Source organism: Gammaproteobacteria bacterium, from assembly GCA_040183005.1.
Lineage (GTDB): Bacteria > Pseudomonadota > Gammaproteobacteria.
Window position 1 is genome coordinate 910089 of sequence record JAMPIW010000007.1, and the last position, 17766, is coordinate 927854.

The 17766-nt window shown below is 54.5% G+C and carries 18 protein-coding genes and 2 tRNA genes; 10 read left to right on the forward strand and 10 right to left on the reverse strand.

What is annotated here, in order from left to right; genetic code table 11:
* Positions 1 to 21 precede the first annotated feature (21 nt).
* Both M3A44_10195 and M3A44_10200 read right to left on the reverse strand, forming a co-directional pair.
* Entirely contained in the window at positions 22 to 846 is an 825-nt protein-coding gene (locus tag M3A44_10195) for a protein-glutamate O-methyltransferase CheR (protein ID MEQ6341998.1), read from the reverse strand.
* A 95-nt stretch (positions 847 to 941) separates the two neighbouring features.
* Entirely contained in the window at positions 942 to 1889 is a 948-nt protein-coding gene (locus M3A44_10200) for a chemotaxis protein CheV (protein ID MEQ6341999.1), read from the reverse strand.
* Between the two features lie 137 nt (positions 1890 to 2026).
* On the opposite strand from M3A44_10200, the gene flgA reads away from it, so the two are divergent.
* The 9 genes from flgA to M3A44_10245 all read left to right on the forward strand — a co-directional run bounded on the left by flgA (position 2027) and on the right by M3A44_10245 (position 8435).
* Positions 2027 to 2740: a flagellar basal body P-ring formation protein FlgA gene (flgA, locus tag M3A44_10205; GenBank protein ID MEQ6342000.1), complete on the forward strand. Its 714-nt coding sequence runs from the start codon at positions 2027 to 2029 to the stop codon at positions 2738 to 2740.
* Between the two features lie 86 nt (positions 2741 to 2826).
* Complete coding sequence (gene flgM, locus M3A44_10210; protein ID MEQ6342001.1) at positions 2827 to 3147, forward strand: flagellar biosynthesis anti-sigma factor FlgM; 321 nt, start codon at positions 2827 to 2829, stop codon at positions 3145 to 3147.
* A 16-nt stretch (positions 3148 to 3163) separates the two neighbouring features.
* Positions 3164 to 3655 carry a flagellar protein FlgN gene (locus M3A44_10215; GenBank protein MEQ6342002.1) on the forward strand — a complete coding sequence of 164 codons (492 nt, stop codon included), beginning with the start codon at positions 3164 to 3166 and terminating at the stop codon, positions 3653 to 3655.
* A gap of 35 nt (positions 3656 to 3690) precedes the next feature.
* The gene (locus M3A44_10220) at positions 3691 to 4395 is read left to right on the forward strand and encodes a flagellar brake protein (GenBank protein ID MEQ6342003.1); all 705 of its coding nucleotides are present in this window, start codon (positions 3691 to 3693) and stop codon (positions 4393 to 4395) included.
* A 79-nt stretch (positions 4396 to 4474) separates the two neighbouring features.
* Positions 4475 to 4550 (forward strand) — tRNA-Ala (locus tag M3A44_10225).
* A gap of 40 nt (positions 4551 to 4590) precedes the next feature.
* A tRNA-Arg gene (locus tag M3A44_10230) sits at positions 4591 to 4667 on the forward strand.
* Between the two features lie 599 nt (positions 4668 to 5266).
* Positions 5267 to 6838: an SLC13 family permease gene (locus tag M3A44_10235; GenBank protein MEQ6342004.1), complete on the forward strand. Its 1572-nt coding sequence runs from the start codon at positions 5267 to 5269 to the stop codon at positions 6836 to 6838.
* 19 nt (positions 6839 to 6857) lie between these two features.
* Positions 6858 to 8123: a glycerate kinase gene (locus M3A44_10240; protein MEQ6342005.1), complete on the forward strand. Its 1266-nt coding sequence runs from the start codon at positions 6858 to 6860 to the stop codon at positions 8121 to 8123.
* Positions 8124 to 8198: 75 nt separating this feature from the next.
* A complete protein-coding gene (locus M3A44_10245) occupies positions 8199 to 8435 on the forward strand; it encodes a DUF3562 domain-containing protein (GenBank protein MEQ6342006.1) in 237 nt (78 codons plus the stop codon).
* 109 nt (positions 8436 to 8544) lie between these two features.
* Here M3A44_10245 and M3A44_10250 read toward each other — a convergent pair whose 3' ends face one another.
* The 4 genes from M3A44_10250 to M3A44_10265 all read right to left on the reverse strand — a co-directional run bounded on the left by M3A44_10250 (position 8545) and on the right by M3A44_10265 (position 11433).
* Entirely contained in the window at positions 8545 to 9618 is a 1074-nt protein-coding gene (locus M3A44_10250) for a molybdopterin-guanine dinucleotide biosynthesis protein MobB (GenBank protein MEQ6342007.1), read from the reverse strand.
* A gap of 135 nt (positions 9619 to 9753) precedes the next feature.
* Positions 9754 to 10368, reverse strand: a complete 615-nt coding sequence (gene fixJ / locus M3A44_10255) for a response regulator FixJ (protein ID MEQ6342008.1) — start codon at positions 10366 to 10368, stop codon at positions 9754 to 9756.
* Complete coding sequence (locus tag M3A44_10260) at positions 10358 to 10960, reverse strand: ATP-binding protein (protein ID MEQ6342009.1); 603 nt, start codon at positions 10958 to 10960, stop codon at positions 10358 to 10360. The genes fixJ and M3A44_10260 overlap by 11 nt, the downstream gene beginning before the upstream one ends.
* A 29-nt stretch (positions 10961 to 10989) precedes the next feature.
* Positions 10990 to 11433 carry a HAMP domain-containing protein gene (locus M3A44_10265; GenBank protein MEQ6342010.1) on the reverse strand — a complete coding sequence of 148 codons (444 nt, stop codon included), beginning with the start codon at positions 11431 to 11433 and terminating at the stop codon, positions 10990 to 10992.
* 331 nt (positions 11434 to 11764) lie between these two features.
* On the opposite strand from M3A44_10265, the gene M3A44_10270 reads away from it, so the two are divergent.
* The gene (locus tag M3A44_10270; GenBank protein ID MEQ6342011.1) at positions 11765 to 13216 is read left to right on the forward strand and encodes an IS66 family transposase; all 1452 of its coding nucleotides are present in this window, start codon (positions 11765 to 11767) and stop codon (positions 13214 to 13216) included.
* Here M3A44_10270 and M3A44_10275 read toward each other — a convergent pair.
* The 4 genes from M3A44_10275 to M3A44_10290 form a co-directional block, all read right to left on the reverse strand.
* A complete protein-coding gene (locus tag M3A44_10275) occupies positions 13171 to 13728 on the reverse strand; it encodes a hypothetical protein (protein MEQ6342012.1) in 558 nt (185 codons plus the stop codon). The genes M3A44_10270 and M3A44_10275 overlap by 46 nt on opposite strands.
* Before the next feature lie 55 nt (positions 13729 to 13783).
* Positions 13784 to 14947: an OprO/OprP family phosphate-selective porin gene (locus tag M3A44_10280; GenBank protein ID MEQ6342013.1), complete on the reverse strand. Its 1164-nt coding sequence runs from the start codon at positions 14945 to 14947 to the stop codon at positions 13784 to 13786.
* A gap of 88 nt (positions 14948 to 15035) precedes the next feature.
* Positions 15036 to 15941, reverse strand: coding sequence for an alpha/beta hydrolase (locus tag M3A44_10285; GenBank protein MEQ6342014.1), 906 nt, complete (start codon positions 15939 to 15941; stop codon positions 15036 to 15038).
* An 11-nt stretch (positions 15942 to 15952) separates the two neighbouring features.
* Positions 15953 to 17659, reverse strand: a complete 1707-nt coding sequence (locus M3A44_10290) for an ABC transporter ATP-binding protein/permease (GenBank protein MEQ6342015.1) — start codon at positions 17657 to 17659, stop codon at positions 15953 to 15955.
* Positions 17660 to 17766 lie beyond the last annotated feature (107 nt).

Below are 17766 nucleotides of genomic sequence, written 5' to 3' on the forward strand. Positions count from 1 at the left end.
TTTCCATCCCTGCCGGGGTATTTACTTCTTTTTGAGACGATACACCATTCCACCTTGGCAGCGAACGGTGTCAAAAGCATCTGAATAGTTTGATACGGATTCGGATGCCCCAAGAAATAGATAACCTCCCGGCACCAGCGCCTGAGAAAAACGCGCAATGATGTCTCTCTTAAGGTCGCTGGAGAAATAGATCAACACGTTGCGGCAAAATATCACGTCAAACTTACCCAGCCCGGAATAATCTTTTTTCATCAGATTTAATTCCGCGAAAGTGACACGTTTGCGTATTTCATTTTTGACCTCCCACAGGGAACCTTTTAGGTCAAAAAATCGCTTCCTACGTTCATCAGACATGCCACGTGCCAACGCCATGGAATCGTATAGCCCCGACTTGGCATCCTTGAGCATGGTGGGTGAGATATCAGTGGCGGATATCTGCACCCCTGCGGGAAAACTGCCCGGCTTACCGCTCAAATACTCCTGTACCACAATACTAATGGAATAGGGTTCTTGCCCTGACGAACAAGCCGCCGACCAGATCCGCGCCGGACGTACGGACTTTCCCGCCAGCTCCGGCAGAATGTGTCCCTTGAGTATCTCGAAAGGCGCCTGATCACGAAACCAGAGGGTTTCGTTGGTCGTCATGGCATCCACAATGCGTTCGCGCAAACCGGATTTTGCATCACGTTCGAGACGTGCCACGAGTTCGCCAATTGACGGGATTCCTGCCTCCTCCAAGAGCCGGTTCAGGCGGCTGATCACCAAATAGTGTTTGTTGTCGCCTAGCGTAATACCGCAGGCGGACTCAAGAAAACTGCAAAAGGCTGCATACTCTTGAGGAGGGATAGTTTGGTTTGGCACGGGACTCCCTGGCAATTTAATCGACCATTGCGCTTTGGCAATCCGCATACACCATGCGATAGATGGTGCTCATGAAATACTCAGGCGGCCTGCATTTTCCCCGCGCTGTACGACTTTATCCTCTTCAAGGCCGCCGCTGCAAGGTCATCTGCACTGAATTTTGCGATAAACTCATCCGCGCCAACCTTTTTCACCATGGCGTCATTGAATACGCCACTTAATGACGAATGCAGCATGACATAGAGGCCGCGTAAACGTTCGTCCTTGCGGATCTCGGTCGTCAACGTATAACCGTCCATTTCAGGCATTTCAATATCGGAAATCACCAGGCTCAGACGCTGCAGGAGAGGGTCTTGAGTATCAGCCCATTTTTTCAACAGCTCCAGCGCCTCACGGCCATCCGGCGCAAGGGTATACGAAATTTTGATCTGCTCAAGAGTGCGCTTGATCTGATTCCGCGCCACACTGGAATCATCCACAATCAACACATGCGGTTGTATGCCATGTTGCGCATCACCCTCTTCAGCCAATTCCCCGGAAATCTCCATGGAACAGTGGATAATCTCGGCAAATACTTTCTCCACATCAAGGATCTCGATCAATTGGTCATTGAGCCGCGTCACTGCCGTCAGATAACTGCTGGAACCCGTGCCTTTGGGCGGCGCCAGCACCGACTCCCAATTCATATTGACGATACGTTCCATGCCATTTACCAATAGCCCCTGTACCGATCGGTTATATTCCGTGACAATCACATAACCACGCGTCGGATCTACCATTGGCGCCAAGCCTATAGCCATGGACAGGTCAATCACGGGGATGGTTTTTCCGCGTATGGTAGCAACGCCACATATTGAAGGATGGGCCTTTGGCAAATGCGCCAGCGGAGGACATTGAATAACTTCACGCACCTTAAAGACATTGATGCCAAAGTGCTGTGTGCCATTCAACCGGAACAATAACAGCTCCAGCCGATTCTGCCCCACCATCTGGGTACGCTTGTCCACATCATCCAACATGCTTGCCATGCCATTCTCCTTAAGAACGTCATTTATTGATATGCGAAGTATCGGCACGGCAACTCGATACTTAACCCGGATATTTCATAAATCACAGGGCACCATTCTCAAATTCCGATTGGCTCATATTTTGCTTACTCAGGGGCATGCCATACCGTACAGATCTCTTGATAGTTATTTTTTTCGCAGCATTCACATCACTGCCACGGCAAGCCCATGCCGAAACGTATCAATCCCATGATTCGCTGCGCGAAATCGCCAAAGCTTTCGTGCTACAACAAATCCAGAGCCCGCCTACAGTGCCATATGTGGAGGTTGGCGCACTGGACGCTCGCTTACGTCTATCTCGGTGCGAGGACAAACTGGAGGCATTCCTGCCATCTGGTAGCCGTATTCTGGGTTCATCCAGCGTTGGGATACGTTGCCATAGCCCGAAGACTTGGTCATTGTATGTGCCCGTCACCGTCAAAATTTTTGCGCCGGTCTTGGTTGCCAGCCACGCCATGAACCGTGGCAGCCAGATAACCACCCAGGATTTCCAGTCCGTCGAAGTGAACGTAGCCTCCCTTTCCGGCAGTTACCTAAGCATGCCAGAACAAATCCTCGGCATGACTTTGAAACACTCGATAAACGCCGGCGCCGTATATACTCCCGCCATGCTTGAGGCCCCGATCATAGTCCGCCGGGGAAAACAAGTCACCATTCTCGCGGAAGTCGCTGGAATCGAAGTACGCATGACAGGAAAATCACTCATGGACGGCAGCGCCGGGGCATTAATCCAGGTCCGCAATCTCGCATCACAACGGGTCATTGAGGGAACGGTAATTGCTGAGGGAATGGTTAAAGTGACGGGGAATTGACTATTTTGTTTGCTGTGCATGCACGACTTAAAGTAATCGCCGAATCAGCCGCTATCCTATGCACAGCATCTGAAGAGGTATAGAACATGCCCATTGAAATCACCGGAAAATCACCCGTCAATTCGACTCCAGCGGCCGCTGCCGAAGCGTCTGCAGTCCGCCAGCCCAACGCGGCGCAGCGGGAGACCGGCAAATCCTCCACGGTGGATACTGTCAGCTTCACGGACACCGCCGCACGGCTGCGCGGCCTGGAAAAGACACTGTCCGCTCTGCCCGTGGTCGATATTCACCGCGTCGAAGGCGTCAAGCAAGCCATCGCAAGTGGCGCATTTGAGATTAACCCTATGCGCGTGGCCGATAGACTCCTGAACTTCGAAAGCTCACTGCACCTCCGGCGTGCCGCGTAAATCTAAGGATATGCAAATGGTCGAGGCGGAACATCAACAGCTAATCAGCGCGTTGTTTGAGCATGAAATCAACGCCGCATCGGCTCTGTTTGATACCTTGCGGCAAGAACATGCCGCCCTTGCCGGCAACGACATACCCGCCATCGAGCAGGCCGTTGCCGGCAAACAACCCCTGGCCTCCCGGCTGGACATACTGATCAAACAGCATGAAGAGATGCTGCGCTCGGTTGGCTATTCCGCCGAACCGGCAGGCATCGAAAGTTATATTCGTGAACGTGACCCGCATGGCGTTCACCGCCTAAACCTCACCTGGGAGAAGCTTCGCGCGCTAAGCGCCGCGTGCCGGTACCAGAATCAGGTCAACGGCGCGGTCATCGCCATCAACCGTATCAATGTGCAACGGGCGCTCTCCATCCTGCGCGGACACCCTCCTGAAAGCGAGGGTTGCTACAGCGCCAGCGGCGCTACACAACCAAAATCCCGCGCACAATCGCTGGGACGAGCATAAGAGCCTATCCGTGCTTTATTATTAGCGGGAGAATCATGGACAGAATCACTCTTGCCCCCTTCATAATGGGCCTTTTAAAGCGCATCCAAAATCAGCGCGCAATGCTCACTATCACCCTGCCCGGCTCGGACAAGAACTACAACAGTGCCATACTTGAAATAAACGAAGAGCGCGCGTATCTCGTCATAGATGAACTGAGCCCGGAAACTGGCCATCCCTTGCTCCTGGATGTCAAAGAGTTGCGCGCACGGACACGTGTGGAAGGTGCCAGGATCAGCTTTTCCACCACACTGATCGACGCCGGCCGCGAATCCGGCATTGCCTATTACAACCTGGCACTGCCATCGGAGATCGACTACCTGCAACAACGCGCTTCTTACCGCGTCAAAACAGGGGTAGCACAACCTGTCCCAGTAACTCTTATCCATGAGGAAAACCAGGCAATAAAGGGGGAGTTGCAAGACCTTTCGGTAGGCGGCCTTTCCATCCGGGTCGCGCACAAGCAACTGCCTGCCACGCTCAAAACCACCGACACCCTGCCCTGCTGCTTTCGCTTAACGCAGAATGAAGAAGTAACATGTGCCCTGGAAATCCGCTCCATCCGCAGCAAGGACAACAACATCCCTGTCCGCCTCGGTTGCCGCTTCATTAATCTACCGGCACCGCAACAGAAAATCATCCAGCGCTATATCATCGCCCTGGAACGGGAGCACATCAAAAAAATGCCTAAGGGTGGATAGCCTCCAACATATCCCAATGGTACAATGCGGCATAATTTTAGATGTCCGGCTTTTTTGTCACTCAAGCCAACCCACTTTTGGGGCCGTAGCTCAGCTGGGAGAGCGTCGCGTTCGCAATGCGAAGGTCGGGAGTTCGATCCTCCTCGGCTCCACCAATCCCGCCCAAGCCGGGGCATCATTGACTCCTCTCTTCACGCCCCGGTAGCTCAGCTGGATAGAGCATCCCCCTCCTAAGGGGAAGGTCGTACGTTCAAATCGTATCCGGGGCACCAATAATCCTAGCGACCTATCGCGTAAAAATGGATTTCTCTCCTAATGTTTACGGCAGATTCGAGCTAAATTCGATAAACTGCTTGTTACCGTCGCCACTAAGGCATCACATGGGAAAAAACATCGACTGACTTCGATCCGCGCGTGACAACATCTTAACCGGCTCGCCACTACAGGCTTCAAACCGCGACTCAATCCCACCATGGCGCCTCCTCGGAGACTGTTCCGTGCGTCACTCAAACTTCTCCATCCATGGACTCGCCCGCCTTGCCCCGAGTCAAAATGCTGTGGGAAATAAGCTCGCCATTCATGTCATGGCGACATCTCACCCCCTGATCCCCCGCCGTTAATTTTTGCTCCATCTACGGGAAAACCCTGATCTAGCTACGGATAGCCTCTGATTTTCCGGATGAAATATCCAATAGTTGACTTGTAATAATTTCGTCACAATTCAGTCACGATATTGCAATGTTTGTCTGGCTCGAATGGAAGGCCCGGATATTTTGGCGAGAAATCAGCCACTAAACCCCGGGTTAAAAATGCAGCCAGGGACGAAGTGCGAAACAAAAGTGTCATAAAGCGCCATGGAGAGGCAATCAAAATGATTATGTCCCAAGGAATGAGCAAACTGCCAGCAACGGAGCAGTCCGGGTGGCCATTTCAGCGGCATTACCGGCTAATAGCCGTTAGTCTGGCAGCGGTGGTGATCACGGCCGCCATCTGGTTCGGGTTGCCTGAACTCAAAGTGGGGGCACGCCTTGCCTTCATTACTTTCAGTCTGGCGCTTTTAGGATGGTGCTTCACCGCGATCAATGATACTTACATCGCACTGGTCGCGGCGATAATTCCCAGCGTAATAGGTACTGGCGCGCCCAACGAATTTTTCGAGGCATTGGGTGATTCCATGATCTGGTTGCTGTTTGCGGCATTCATCATCGCCGCAGCGGTAAATTCGTCAGGCCTCTCGCGCCGTTTGACGATGGCGGTAGCCACTCGAGCACACTCTGTAAATCAATTGTTTTATGCACTGAACGCCGCGATTATCGTCACAGCTTTCGTCATTCCTTCCACGTCAGGCCGCGCGGCGCTGATGTTGCCAATTTTCATTGCGCTGAGCACCACTATCGGTGATGCGCGCATCACCAAAGCGTTGGCACTGCTTTTCCCCACAGTGATCTTGCTGTCGGCGGTCGCATCACTGATTGGTGCGGGCGCCCATCTGGTGACTGCCGATATCCTGCTACACATGACCGGGCAACACATTGGTTTCTGGGAGTGGATGGTATGGGGTCTGCCGTTTGCGCTGGTGAGTTGTTTCCTTTCAACATTTTTGATCTTGCGTCTTTTTTTAAACAAGGAAGAACGCCGGAAGCCCTTGCAATTCAGTGCGGCGCAACTTGAAAAGCGGGACGATGGATCTGATCCAAAGGCATTTTCCAGGCATGAGCGCACCATGTTGATGCTGGTGGTGGCTCTGGTCACGCTGTGGGCCACAGAACCGCTGCACGGCATCAATAATACCGTCGTCGCCATTGTGGGGGCCTTGCTTGCGACGGCACCACGGTTTGGCGTGTTTTCGTTCATGGAGGGCGTCAAGAAGGTCGAGTGGAGCTTGCTGATCTTCCTGGCGGCGACAATGGAAATAGGCGAGTCCTTGACCGAATCGGGTGGCGCCAAATGGCTGGTAGATCACCTCTTCACAATGCTGCAAGGTGGGGCTGCATCCTCTGCGTGGTTTGTGGTTTCTGTCGTTACGGTGGTTTCGTTACTCTCGCATCTGCTTATCAATTCGCGCACCGCGCGCTCCTCGGTACTCATTCCGATGGTGGTTTTGCTGGGCTTATCGCTGGGATATCAGCCGGCGGGACTGGCGTTTATCTCCACCGCGGCGGCCGGTTTTTGCCTGACGCTGATGGTCAGCGCAAAACCCGTCTCCCTGTTTGGCCAGATCGAGACGCCCACCTATACCGCACAGGATCTGCTGCGATTGAGCGCCGTGCTGCTGCCGGTGCATTTCGTATTGCTCGTGGCATTCGCCTTTTTTGTTTGGCCTTATCTGGGACTGGAGTTTTTGCCTAACCCGGCCGAGGTGCATCAGGCACCGACGTGGACGGAAGGGCAACCTTCATCTGCGCAGACGTCGGCGGTCGCTGTTGATGCGCATCGTGATTGATCATAAGGAGGACTTATTTATGAAATTGAATGTATTGATAGCACCGTCTGGCTTTAAAGAGAGTCTGGGTGCCGATGAGGTGACGGACTGCATCGCTGCCGGAGTGCTGCGGGTGTTGCCCGAAGCCAGGATCATGAAAGCCCCCTTGGTGGATGGCGGCGAAGGCTTTACCAAGGCGTTGGTTGCAGCCACGGGCGGAACGCTGCACGACGTTGTAGTCACCGGCCCGATCGGCCAGCCTGTGCAGTCGCACTTTGGTTTTCTCGGCGGAGAGGGACCCAAAACCGCTGTGCTGGAGATGGCCGCTGCCGCCGGGTTGCGCCTGGTGCCACGTGAGTGCCGTGACCCTTTTGTCACCACCACATTTGGTGTGGGCGAGTTGATCAAGGCCGCGCTTAATTCTGGTGCGGAACGTTTGCTGATCGGCTGCGGAGATTCCGGCACCAACGACGGCGGCGCCGGCATGGCTCAGGCACTCGGCATACGCCTGCTGGACAACACCAACAAGGAGATCGGCCGGGGCGGCGGCGCGCTGACCAGGCTGGCGCGGATTGATCTCTCGAGCCGTGATCCGCGCATTGACCAGGTACGCATCGATGTGGCGTGCAACTGGCACAACGTGTTGTGTGGCCCTAATGGAGTGGCGCGCGTCTTTGGCCCGCAAAAGGGCGCCTCGCCGGAGACCGTCGAACGGCTCGCCGCGGCGCTCGATCGTTATGCCGGAGTGCTCAAGGATGCTACAGGGATCGATGTGCGCGGCATGCCAGGTGGAGGTGCCTCCGGTGGTTTGGGTGCGGGATTATGTGCCTTGCTCGGGGCACGATTACACCCACGCTATGAGATTGTGATGCAATACCTGGAACTCGATAGCCTGCTGGCTCAGGCCGATGTAGTATTTACCGCAGAGGGAGCCATTGATTTTCAAACCCCGCGCGGAAAAATTCCCGCCGAGGTCGCGCGCCGCGCCAAGAAATACGGATTGCCGGTGATTACCCTGGCGGGAACTATTGGCAAAAATGCTTGTGTCAATCTGGAATGCGGTATTGATGCTTATTCGAGCATTATGGAGGCCCCCTGCACCCTTGCCGAGGCCATTGAAGATGCCCCTCGCCTTTTGGAGGCGGCGGCGGAGCATGTTATGCGCATGATCCTGATAGGCACGCACCTGCGCCGGGCAGGATGCCCAAGTGCAGTGGGCGCAGGGATGCGCGAGAACCGCGAACCCAAGTCCGCTTTTTTGCCGCACCGAACTGAGTCTGTTGTGGGTCAGCGGGCGATGGCGTAAAAGCGGTGGTAGCTGTGCGTCTGATGCCACATTTTCAGCGAGATTAAGGACAAAATGAAACGGAGGAGTAAACACATGAATGGAGACATCATCGACAAGAAAGAATCCCAGAGACACTTGGGTTTTATACACCGTATCGCAGAGGCCAGCGGTGTGCCGGACGAGGAAGTGGAAAAAATTTATAACGCGGAATTGGAGAAGCTTAAGGATGGGGCGCGAGTGAGCAACTTTCTTCCGGTGCTTGCGGGCAGCAAGACGAGGGAAATCCTGCGGCGTAATAATGCCCGGCTTATTTATTCCCATGTTCGTTAAAAACAACACCCGCCATTAAAACACAACAAAAGGTAGAGCAGAGGGCGAGTGAAACCCGCTCTCTGCCCTACCTTACTTTCCTTATCAAAATCAAACGGAATGCCTGGAATTAACCCGCTTTCAGCACAGGCATGATTGAGATGAGGTTATCCATCATTGCCTGGGCAATTTCGGCGCTTTCCAGTTGCGCCAGAGTTAACACGGGTAACCCTGTCGCAGTGTGGATCTCGCGTATTGCCAAGGGAGAAAGTGTCAGCAGGCCACTGACGCCGATCACCGGCGCTTGGTGCTGCCGTAGCCATTCCACGCCCGCCGCGCCACCCATCGCATCGCTGGCAGCGAAAAGCACACCGTCGATGTTCGCCAGGAAGCTGTGAGAACTCATCAAGTAGCCGGTTTCCTGCTGGAACAGGCCATCGGCGATTTCCAGAACAATAACGTCCACGCCGTGGCGGCCGAGTTCGTGAATGAGCTGGCCAGCAACCTTTTCCACTTTATCGCTGGATAGAAGATAGGTCGAGGGAACACCTGCGTCAATAAAATCGAGTACCTGCGTGGCACCTGCATCACGCATCAACCAGGTATCTCTGCCCGAACCGGTGCCAGTGATCTTGGCAGCGCCCACCTTGAGGCCTGCGCGAACCAGGCCCTTGATGAGATAGGCCGCCGTGGTGGTCTTGCCCGCGTTCATGGACGTGCCGACAATCGCGATAGTGGGTGGAGGATTGGCGTGGTAGGCGCCTCGGGGTAATGCCCAGTCGGCCAGATTGAGTACCTGACTATTGCGATCACCGATCAATCCGAGAGGGGTGATGGCGGTGGGGTGGCCGGTCTTGCCGTAACGGTGAACGACCTGGGAGGCAATTCCGCCCGAAGCGGCCAGATGACATGGGCCAAGATGGTCAGGTACCACAGATTCGTATTGGTCTGGGGCGTAACGATTGCCGTAGACGACGGTGATGAGATCTCCGGTAAAGAGTTGTGAGCGGCGGCCATCGGCGAGTTCCAGGCATTTGTGCTGGCCTACCTTATCCACACGTGCCAAAACCAGATCACCGGGGCAGGGCACGATGTCGCACCGTAAGGTTATCATCGCCTCGCGAGGTAGGCGACGCGTGGTGTAAGCGCTTTTAATCAGGGCATTGTCTTTAGGGAATAACTGTGTAACGTCATTGTGTTCCATGTCTTCTCTCTCCATGATTGATGAATTCGCTTTTTCCAATTACTGATCTTTGCTCGGGGTTTTCAATAACCACGGCATGGATGCACTGTAGATATTTTTCACTGCGATAGTAATTGGGACGTATCCGCAGCAGAGTCAGGGTTTACCTTTATGGCGCAGCACCATCTCCACCAGTTTTGACAAGGTGCTGGCCTGCATTTTTTCCATGATTTTGGCGCGATGCACCTCTACGGTTTTGATGCTGATGTTGAGGTCGGCGGCGATTTGCTTGTTGAGCTGGCCTGCCACGACATGCTCCATCACCTCCCGTTCCCTTGGCGTGAGCAATGCAATGCGGGCGGTGACGATTTCGCGCTCGATGTTGCTGAGGCGTGCTTCCTCATCCTTGCCGAGCGCCTGCTGAATGCGATCAAGCAACAACTGATCGTTGAAGGGCTTTTCGATGAAATCAACCGCCCCAATTTTCATCGCCCGCACGGCCATTGCAACATCACCATGGCCAGTGATAATGATAATCGGGATGGGGATACGATTGGTGGCGAGTTTCTCTTGCAACTCCAAGCCACTCATGCCCGGCATGCGTACATCCGCCACGAGGCAACCCGGCCTGGCGGGGTGGTAATTGGCGAGAAAATCCGCTGCTGAGGGATAGGTTTCGACATGCAATCCGATTGACTCTACCAACCAGCACAATGAGTTGCGCATAGCCGGATCATCGTCGACGACAAAAACGGTGGATTCATGATTCATGGGGCATGCTCTCCTTTGCGAGAGGAAGTTTTACATGGAATGTTAAGCCACAATCGGAATTCCGGGCGACCCAGATATGGCCACCGTGAGACTCAACAATCGACCTGGAAATGGCCAGACCCATTCCCATCCCCTCCGGTTTTCGGGTAAAGAATGCGTCAAAGATGCATTGCAGATCCTCATTGGCAAGACCGGGACCCGTGTCGCGTACAGCAATTTCGGCGTAATTTTCGTCGATACGCGAGCTGGAAAACTCGATCTCGCGGCGTGTGGAATTGCTGCTGGTGATGGCTTCGATGGCGTTGATGATTAAGTTCCATAGCACTTGATTGATTTGGATTCTGTCAACGACTACCGGCAGGGCTTCACTGGAAGTCGCAAAATTCATGCTGATGTTGTGTCGCCTTGTTTCGAAATCGGCTATAACAGCTACATCATGGATGATCTGGCTAATATCCGCGAGTGTTCGCTCTGGCTCTACTCCGCGCGAAAAATTACGGATGCGCCGGATGATTTTTGCTGCCCTCTCAGCCTGAGCGCCAATTTGTTTCAACGCCTCACTCAGATCTGTCTTGTTGATGTTCCCCGACACCAGGCGCCGCTCACATCCCCGCGTATAATTTATGATAGCGGATTGTTGATCTCGTGGGCAATGTTGGTGGCCATTTCACTGACCGTGCTGAGGCGCAGCACATGCGCGAGTTGAGACTGATGCTGGCGTGCCTTTTCTTCCGCCAGCATGCGTTCACTACTTTCGATGGCTAGCGCTCTGTTTTTGCTCTCCAGCGATGACTGGATCACAAGCAAGTCATGCCGTTGTGATACCAGATTCTCAGCCATTTTATTGAAGCAATTTGCCAGCTCTGAAAATTCATCCGCGCCATCATGAGAGATGCGGTGGCCGAGGTCGCCGGCACTGATCGCCAAGGTACCCTGTATGAGTTTTTTGACGGGTTTGGTGATGGCGCGCACCATGAACCAGCCTATGAACATGGTCAAGGCCAGAGTGAAAATAGACGTTGCTATCGCCAGCATGATCAAGCGTTCACCGAGCGTAACGAGCATGGCGTCTATCTCATCAACTTCGTATCTTTCACCTTGTACCAATTGATAGAGCAGACCTTTTAATTGCCCTTTAAACGTAACTACTCACTCCCTTCACACGAAAAATAACTTAAAAATCTCTTGACAGGTTTTTTCTATCGAAAAAACCACTTCCTTATCTCGGTGTAAAATCTATTCTCTATTGCCGCTGGCAGGGGCTTTGATCTCTTCAATGAGCCGCCTTGCCATTTCAAGTCGAAAAAACCATTTCAGCCTGATCTGACCGTTATCAGGGGGTCGAAAAATGCCATGTTATCCTTTGGCTATTCCAAACGTATAGCCCCCCTTATTAATGGCAAGCCTAGACAAAACCTCGGTCAGAAACGAAGTCAGCCGGTTGAAAGCGGATTTTGAGCAGCTCAGTTGCGACGGTAAAGTGCCTCGCGAAACTCAGGTGCTTATGAATAGCATGTTCATGATGATGGAGCTGATGCTCTCCATTTTTCTGGAAAGAATAACCAAGAAAGACAGCCGCAACTCCAGCAAGCCCTCCTCCCAAACGGAAAAGGACGACTCCTCGTTGAGTCATCCGGGGAGCCAGGGTAAGGGGAAAAACGAAAACGGCGCCCTGCTGAAAAACACGCGCGTCAAAGAGAGTGTGACTCTTTCTAGAGTCCGCCTCTGCGATGTATGTGGCGAAGATCTGGATAATACGCCCTGTAGTCACCATGAAAGACGGACGAAGATCGATATTGTTTTTGAGAAAGTCGTTGAGCATGTGGATGCCGAGGTCAAGCAGTGCCCGGTCTGCGATGCGACGGTCAAAGGGAAGTTCCCGGCGGATATGCACGGCCCGTTGCAATACGGCGATGGCTTAAAGGCCTTTGTCATCAATTTACTGGTGTCTCAGATGGTCGCGATCAATCGCGCGCAAACGCTGCTGACCTCCATGATCGGTGTTGTGATCTCTGAAGCCACTCTTCTGGCTTTTGTGCTGCGGCTTCATCGTGCCTTGGAGCGGTGGGAGCAGCACGCCACCGCACAGCTGCTGAAAGCACCCTCTATGCATGTGGATGAGACCTCCTTGCGGGTGGATAAGCAAAACCACTGGATACACGTGTACTCCGCAGGGGAGATCACCCTCAAGTTTTTACATCGAAAACGGGGCACGGCAGCGATCACGTCGATCGATATTATTCCGCGCTACGATGGCGTCATCATTCATGACTGCTGGTCATCCTACTTGTCCTATGATCACTGCTCTCACGGCCTGTGCGGTTCGCATCTGCTGCGCGAATTGACGTTCATTGTTGACGCCAATGACTATGCCTGGGCGCGCCACATGAAACGCCTTTTACAGGAGAGCTGCGCCACCGTCTCCAGAAGCACGGAAAAGAGATTGACCGATGAAGCACTGGCGCGGTTGCAAAAGCGCTACCGCACGATTCTCACCCGTGGCGAAAAAGAGCTTCCACCTATTCCCCAAAAGCCCAGCGGGAAACGCGGCAAACTCGCCAAGTCAGATGCACACAATCTGCTGGACCGATTGCAAAAACATGAGGCATCCGTCCTGCTGTTCGCCAAAAACCCTCATGTCGCCTTCACCAATAACCGGGCCGAGCGTGATTTGAGAATGTCCAAGGTGAAGCAAAAGGTCTCTGGCTGTTTCCGCTCAGAGATTTATGCTCAGGCTTATTGCCGAATATCAAGCTATCTGCAAACTATGGCCAACAAGGGACATAATCCTCTTATTGCGATTCAAATGGCTCTCGCGGGTGAGGTCAACTTAATCGGGGGTGAGTAGTTACCTTTAAACTTTAGCTCTATGGTATTTTGTAAAAACCGTAGCGCCTGTTCTTGATATCCTGCGCTGTGCAGTAGCAAAGCCTGATTAACATAATGAACACTGTCGTTATAGGCAGCGCGGATTTCTTGCAATAATTGCAATTCCTGTTTTTGTTTTTCCTTGTCTTCCCCTTCCCTGTTGGCGATTTCTTGGCGAATATTTTTCTCCAAGAGATCCATAATCAGCTTGGTCTTTTTTGCAATGCTCTTGAGATGGATAGGGCTTCTTCCCTCACCACTCTCAGAGGCCGATAGGTCGTACGGGACGACCATGTAATCGTAAGTTTTCATGAAGTAGCGGTACATTTCGCCGGAAAGGCGAAGGCTGCTTTCCAGTACGCCGTGGGATAGCGCATTGAGCGTGATCAGGCGCTCTTCCCGTTTAATGCCTATATACAATGCCGCCAGCGTCACCAACGTCAGCGCGGCGATCATGGTTAGCATGATTAACATTTTGAATCTAATTGTCATTTTTACGATGCTATATATTTATCAAGGGTGCGTGATAGCGAACATTTTCATGTATTTAAAATTCATACTGCACGCGGCCCAACAGCATTTTCGGGCGCTCATCTCCATTTCTGGTGTGGGCAGTGACCCATATATAGTTCACCATGAATCGCCACTGAGAGCTAATATGCCAGTTGAGTCCTGCGGTAATATTACTTTGTTTTCCGCCCCTGATTGGGCCGTCATTCAGATCCAGCGTGGAATAGCGTAGCGCCAGTTCCCAGGCGCCAATCTTACGCTTGGGCTTGATACGCTCGAAGCTGCCGATTTTGGCATTGTAGGGGCGCGATTCCCCGGTCATCAGCCAACTGGCGTAAACATAGCCTCCTTCGAAGTCGAGTGTCTCATGGCCGCTTTTGCGCATGATCCTGGTTTTTGTCGCTTCGCCTTGCAGTGAAAACGGGCCGTGCGCCACAGCGCCTTCGAAGTTCGTTCCGCCGTAGCGGTCGACATGGGCGATAGTATGTGTGTCGACGAACTCCACTTCAGCGAGATCGGCTTCAGGCTCGGACTGGAAACGGATTGTCTGCCGCGCGTCCGGTTCGCGGTAGGTGGCGGAGAGTCCGAGGTGCATGGTATCCAGCGAGACAGAGGGGGCGAGGGTAAAGCGGCCAGTCACGCCGCGTTCCACGGAGTAAACACGGTTGGTTGTGAGTCTCTCATCCTCCCAAAACAGGCCACCACTGGCGCTCCAGCGCTTGCCCCCGGTCTGCATCACGGCGCCCAAGTTATAGCCGGGCGCAAGGGCACCCGGCAGGGCGCGTTCCATAAAGGGAATAAGGCGCGTGCTGGTGGCTTGCTCCATCCCGAAAGGTTCTCTTTGCAAACCCAGCTTGATCGTTGTGTCGCGCAGGCCGGTATAGCTCAGCGTAGTTGCCCTGAACCCGGGCTCATCGCCGGTGAATTCGTAACTGGCGGCGTAGCGCCAGTGACGCCCGGCGGTGCCACTTAGCCCCAGACGCGCGCTTGATAATTCGCCGCGATTCTCCAGCGGCGTTTGATCTGCCGCTCCTGCGCATCCCGCGCCCGCGCATTCCCGCACGTTGTCAAATATCGCACCATCCGCCCTGAGGCGGCCGGTCACGCGGAAGGTAAATGGTTTGTGTTGCTCGGCTTCCACACTTTGCGCGGCGGCCGCTCCTGCGCCTCCTGCGCTCGCGGCACTTGTGCGTCCCTGCACGGCGGCATCTTGATCGGTTGATGATGCTGCCGCTCCTGCACATTCTGTACATGCCGTGACGCAGAGAACAAGCGGTAGCAGATATGCTCTAACGTTCACCATCAGGTGCGCCGAACAGATATTCGAATACATACTTCCCCATGCCGCGGCGCATGCCGCGCCGGAAAGAATGGCCGCAGCGCGGAAGGATGTGCATAACATAGCGGGTATCCAGCCCTCGATCATGTGCGGCGGCGGTCATGGCCTCGGCCCAGCGCTGGGCGCGTGCCAGCCGGTTACGCCCTTGTTGTTCTGCCAGGCGTGGCGCCTTGTTGAGCGCGCTGCCTGCCTTGATGTCGCGTTCACCCACCACCACGCCGCCCGGCACCTTCAGAAAGCGCTCTGGTTCGAGGCGCACATCCGGTAAATCACGTCGCTGTTTTATACCGCGTGGATATTTGAGTGTGGCGTCGGGGAAGGTATACCATCCCGCCGCGCCGACCATGAATCTTGCCACACGCTCAGGGTAGGCCATGGCGTAGCGGTGCACGAATTGCCCCCCGCCGGAGAATCCAAACAGGTACACACTGTCGACGGCGGCACCGGTGAGCGTTTGTACTTCGGCGAGTATCTGGTGCAGCGTCTGATCGGCGCGTTTCCCGTGGCCCGCCTTCCCGAGCTGCTGGTATTTGGCGAAGCGGTTGGCGGAAAATATCGGGGCAACCAACACCACGCCATAGCGTTCGACAAAGGGTGCGAACAGCCGTGCGTGCTCCTCGGCATTGCGAGAAATACCGTGAACAGTGACGAACACCCGCGCCGTACATGGATGCACAAGTGTCGCGGGAGGAAGGATGCCGTGAGCGACCGCCCCTACGTTGATCTGAGGTAGATACAGATAGTAGCGCTGGAATGGGTCGTCACGCAGGGTGCAGAGTTGGATGTTGGGTTTCGGGGTCGACGTTGCCGCAATTTCAGTAAACGCGGCGGCGGTATTGTTGTGGAGCATGAGCATGCCTGTGTCGATCAACTGGCTTTTCTGGAACGCACATCGTGGAACAGACTCAAGGTTGGGCCATCACGATTCAGCAGTTCCCGCGCTGGACCACTGTCGATGAGCCGCCCATCTTGCAGATACCAAATAACATCCGCCTTGGCCGCATATTCCAGGCGGTGTGTCACCAGCAAAATAGTGCCGTGGTATTCTTCGAGAATGCGCCGCAGCACCGCGCCGGCCTGCGGGTCGAGGTTGGCGTCCGCCTCGTCCAGCAATAACACGGCTGGCTCGCCGAGCAGCGCCCGCGCCAGTGCGATGCGTTGCCGCTGACCGAGGGAGAGGTTGACACCAGCATCGTTGATGCGGGTTTTCATGCCGTTGGGCAGGGTCTTGATGAGTTCATCAAGCGCGCAAAACGCGCTGATTTTGCTAATTTCTTCGTCTGGTGCCTGCTGCCAACGATAGCGCAGGTTGTCCTCTACCGTGCCGCGCATCAACGGCAGGTCGGGGCTTGCCATGCTGACGGCGCGGTGCACCGACGCCAGGCTGTAGGCCGCAAGGTCTTGGCCATCCAACAGGATGGCGCCGCTTTCCGGCTGGATCAGGCGTGCCGCCGCCAGCAGCAGCGTGGACTTGCCGGCACCGTTCGGCCCCACGATGGCGACCGTCTGGCCCGGCTCCACTACGGCGGAAAAGGCATGCAGCCCATCCAGACTCAACTCCCTGAATTCAAGCCGGCCTGGCCCCGGCAGCAAATCCTGCGTGCCGGGGAGTTCCTGGAATGGTGCGGGCGTGTTGATGAACTCAAGCAGCTTTTGGCGCGCTACAATCGTGCCCTGCCAATATTCGTATACCCGCCCCAAGTCGCGCAACGGCGGCGTCAACAACCCCACGATGCTCATCGCGGCCACTACTGTACCGGGCGTGATTTGGCCGGCAATCGCTTCAAGCGCACCCAAAATCAGCACGGTGCCGGCCGTGAGGGCGGCGGTGGCCTCAGTAATGCCTCGCAACCGGCCGGTGACGCGGGCCTGATCCACCATGGCTTCTTTGAGGTGTCGACTTTGGTTCGCCACACGCTTGCGCTCTTTTTCCGATCTGCCGAATACCTGGACGACAGCGAGCGCGGAAATTTTTTCATTGATATTCGCGGCAAGCCGCGCACGGCGATGGCGTGCCTCACGCACCACAGCCTGCATACGCTTGCCTTGGGCGAGCACTACCACGCTACCTGCCAGCAGCATTGCGCCTGCCGCGAGCGCCAGTATTCCATTTACAAAGGATAAGGCGAAGGTCGCACCCGTGATGCTAACACCACCCACGATAAGCCGTGCCATGCCCAAACTTACCCAGCGCCTGAATACCGTCAAGTCACCGATGAAGCGCAGCATCACTCCGCCTCGACTGCGTTTTTGTGTGGTACGCACTGCGGAGTTTCTGAGACTGTCGAACAGCTGCATGCGCACCTGATCCACGTAATCCTGACCCATGCGCTCGGCGTCCGTGTATTCCACCATGCGCAGCCAGGCGATAAACAAGGCTAGCAGTGCAAGACCGATAGCGGGCCATGCCAGGGCTGCTGCGGAGAAAGGTTCGGTGGCGGTGATGATGTGGTCAAAAATGAACTTGACCAGCAAGGCGGTAGTTATCGCCACGCCTGCCTGCGCCAAACCGTTGAGCACCAGCTTGGTTAGCCACGCCAGGCGTCGTTTTTCAAATATACGAGGTAAGTCCATCACGTTTCCTTGTGCGTATGTGCGCTTAAAATAGCCTTTTTAGCGCTTTTTAATGATACTCCTGGCTGTCCTCCCGGTCTTTCAGGGTAAACCCTAGCTTCATTCAG

What these genes read in the sequence shown, in the direction of transcription:
- M3A44_10200 (MEQ6341999.1), bottom strand. Translation starts at nt 1,889, where the DNA reads ATGGCAAGCATGTTGGATGATGTGGACAAGCGTACCCAGATGGTGGGG.
- flgA (MEQ6342000.1), top strand. Translation starts at nt 2,027, where the DNA reads ATGCCATACCGTACAGATCTCTTGATAGTTATTTTTTTCGCAGCATTC.
- flgM (MEQ6342001.1), top strand. Translation starts at nt 2,827, where the DNA reads ATGCCCATTGAAATCACCGGAAAATCACCCGTCAATTCGACTCCAGCG.
- M3A44_10215 (MEQ6342002.1), top strand. Translation starts at nt 3,164, where the DNA reads ATGGTCGAGGCGGAACATCAACAGCTAATCAGCGCGTTGTTTGAGCAT.
- M3A44_10220 (MEQ6342003.1), top strand. Translation starts at nt 3,691, where the DNA reads ATGGACAGAATCACTCTTGCCCCCTTCATAATGGGCCTTTTAAAGCGC.
- M3A44_10235 (MEQ6342004.1), top strand. Translation starts at nt 5,267, where the DNA reads ATGATTATGTCCCAAGGAATGAGCAAACTGCCAGCAACGGAGCAGTCC.
- M3A44_10240 (MEQ6342005.1), top strand. Translation starts at nt 6,858, where the DNA reads ATGAAATTGAATGTATTGATAGCACCGTCTGGCTTTAAAGAGAGTCTG.
- M3A44_10245 (MEQ6342006.1), top strand. Translation starts at nt 8,199, where the DNA reads ATGAATGGAGACATCATCGACAAGAAAGAATCCCAGAGACACTTGGGT.
- M3A44_10250 (MEQ6342007.1), bottom strand. Translation starts at nt 9,618, where the DNA reads ATGGAACACAATGACGTTACACAGTTATTCCCTAAAGACAATGCCCTG.
- fixJ (MEQ6342008.1), bottom strand. Translation starts at nt 10,368, where the DNA reads ATGAATCATGAATCCACCGTTTTTGTCGTCGACGATGATCCGGCTATG.
- M3A44_10265 (MEQ6342010.1), bottom strand. Translation starts at nt 11,433, where the DNA reads ATGCTCGTTACGCTCGGTGAACGCTTGATCATGCTGGCGATAGCAACG.
- M3A44_10270 (MEQ6342011.1), top strand. Translation starts at nt 11,765, where the DNA reads ATGGCAAGCCTAGACAAAACCTCGGTCAGAAACGAAGTCAGCCGGTTG.
- M3A44_10275 (MEQ6342012.1), bottom strand. Translation starts at nt 13,728, where the DNA reads ATGACAATTAGATTCAAAATGTTAATCATGCTAACCATGATCGCCGCG.
- M3A44_10285 (MEQ6342014.1), bottom strand. Translation starts at nt 15,941, where the DNA reads ATGCTCATGCTCCACAACAATACCGCCGCCGCGTTTACTGAAATTGCG.
- M3A44_10290 (MEQ6342015.1), bottom strand. Translation starts at nt 17,659, where the DNA reads ATGGACTTACCTCGTATATTTGAAAAACGACGCCTGGCGTGGCTAACC.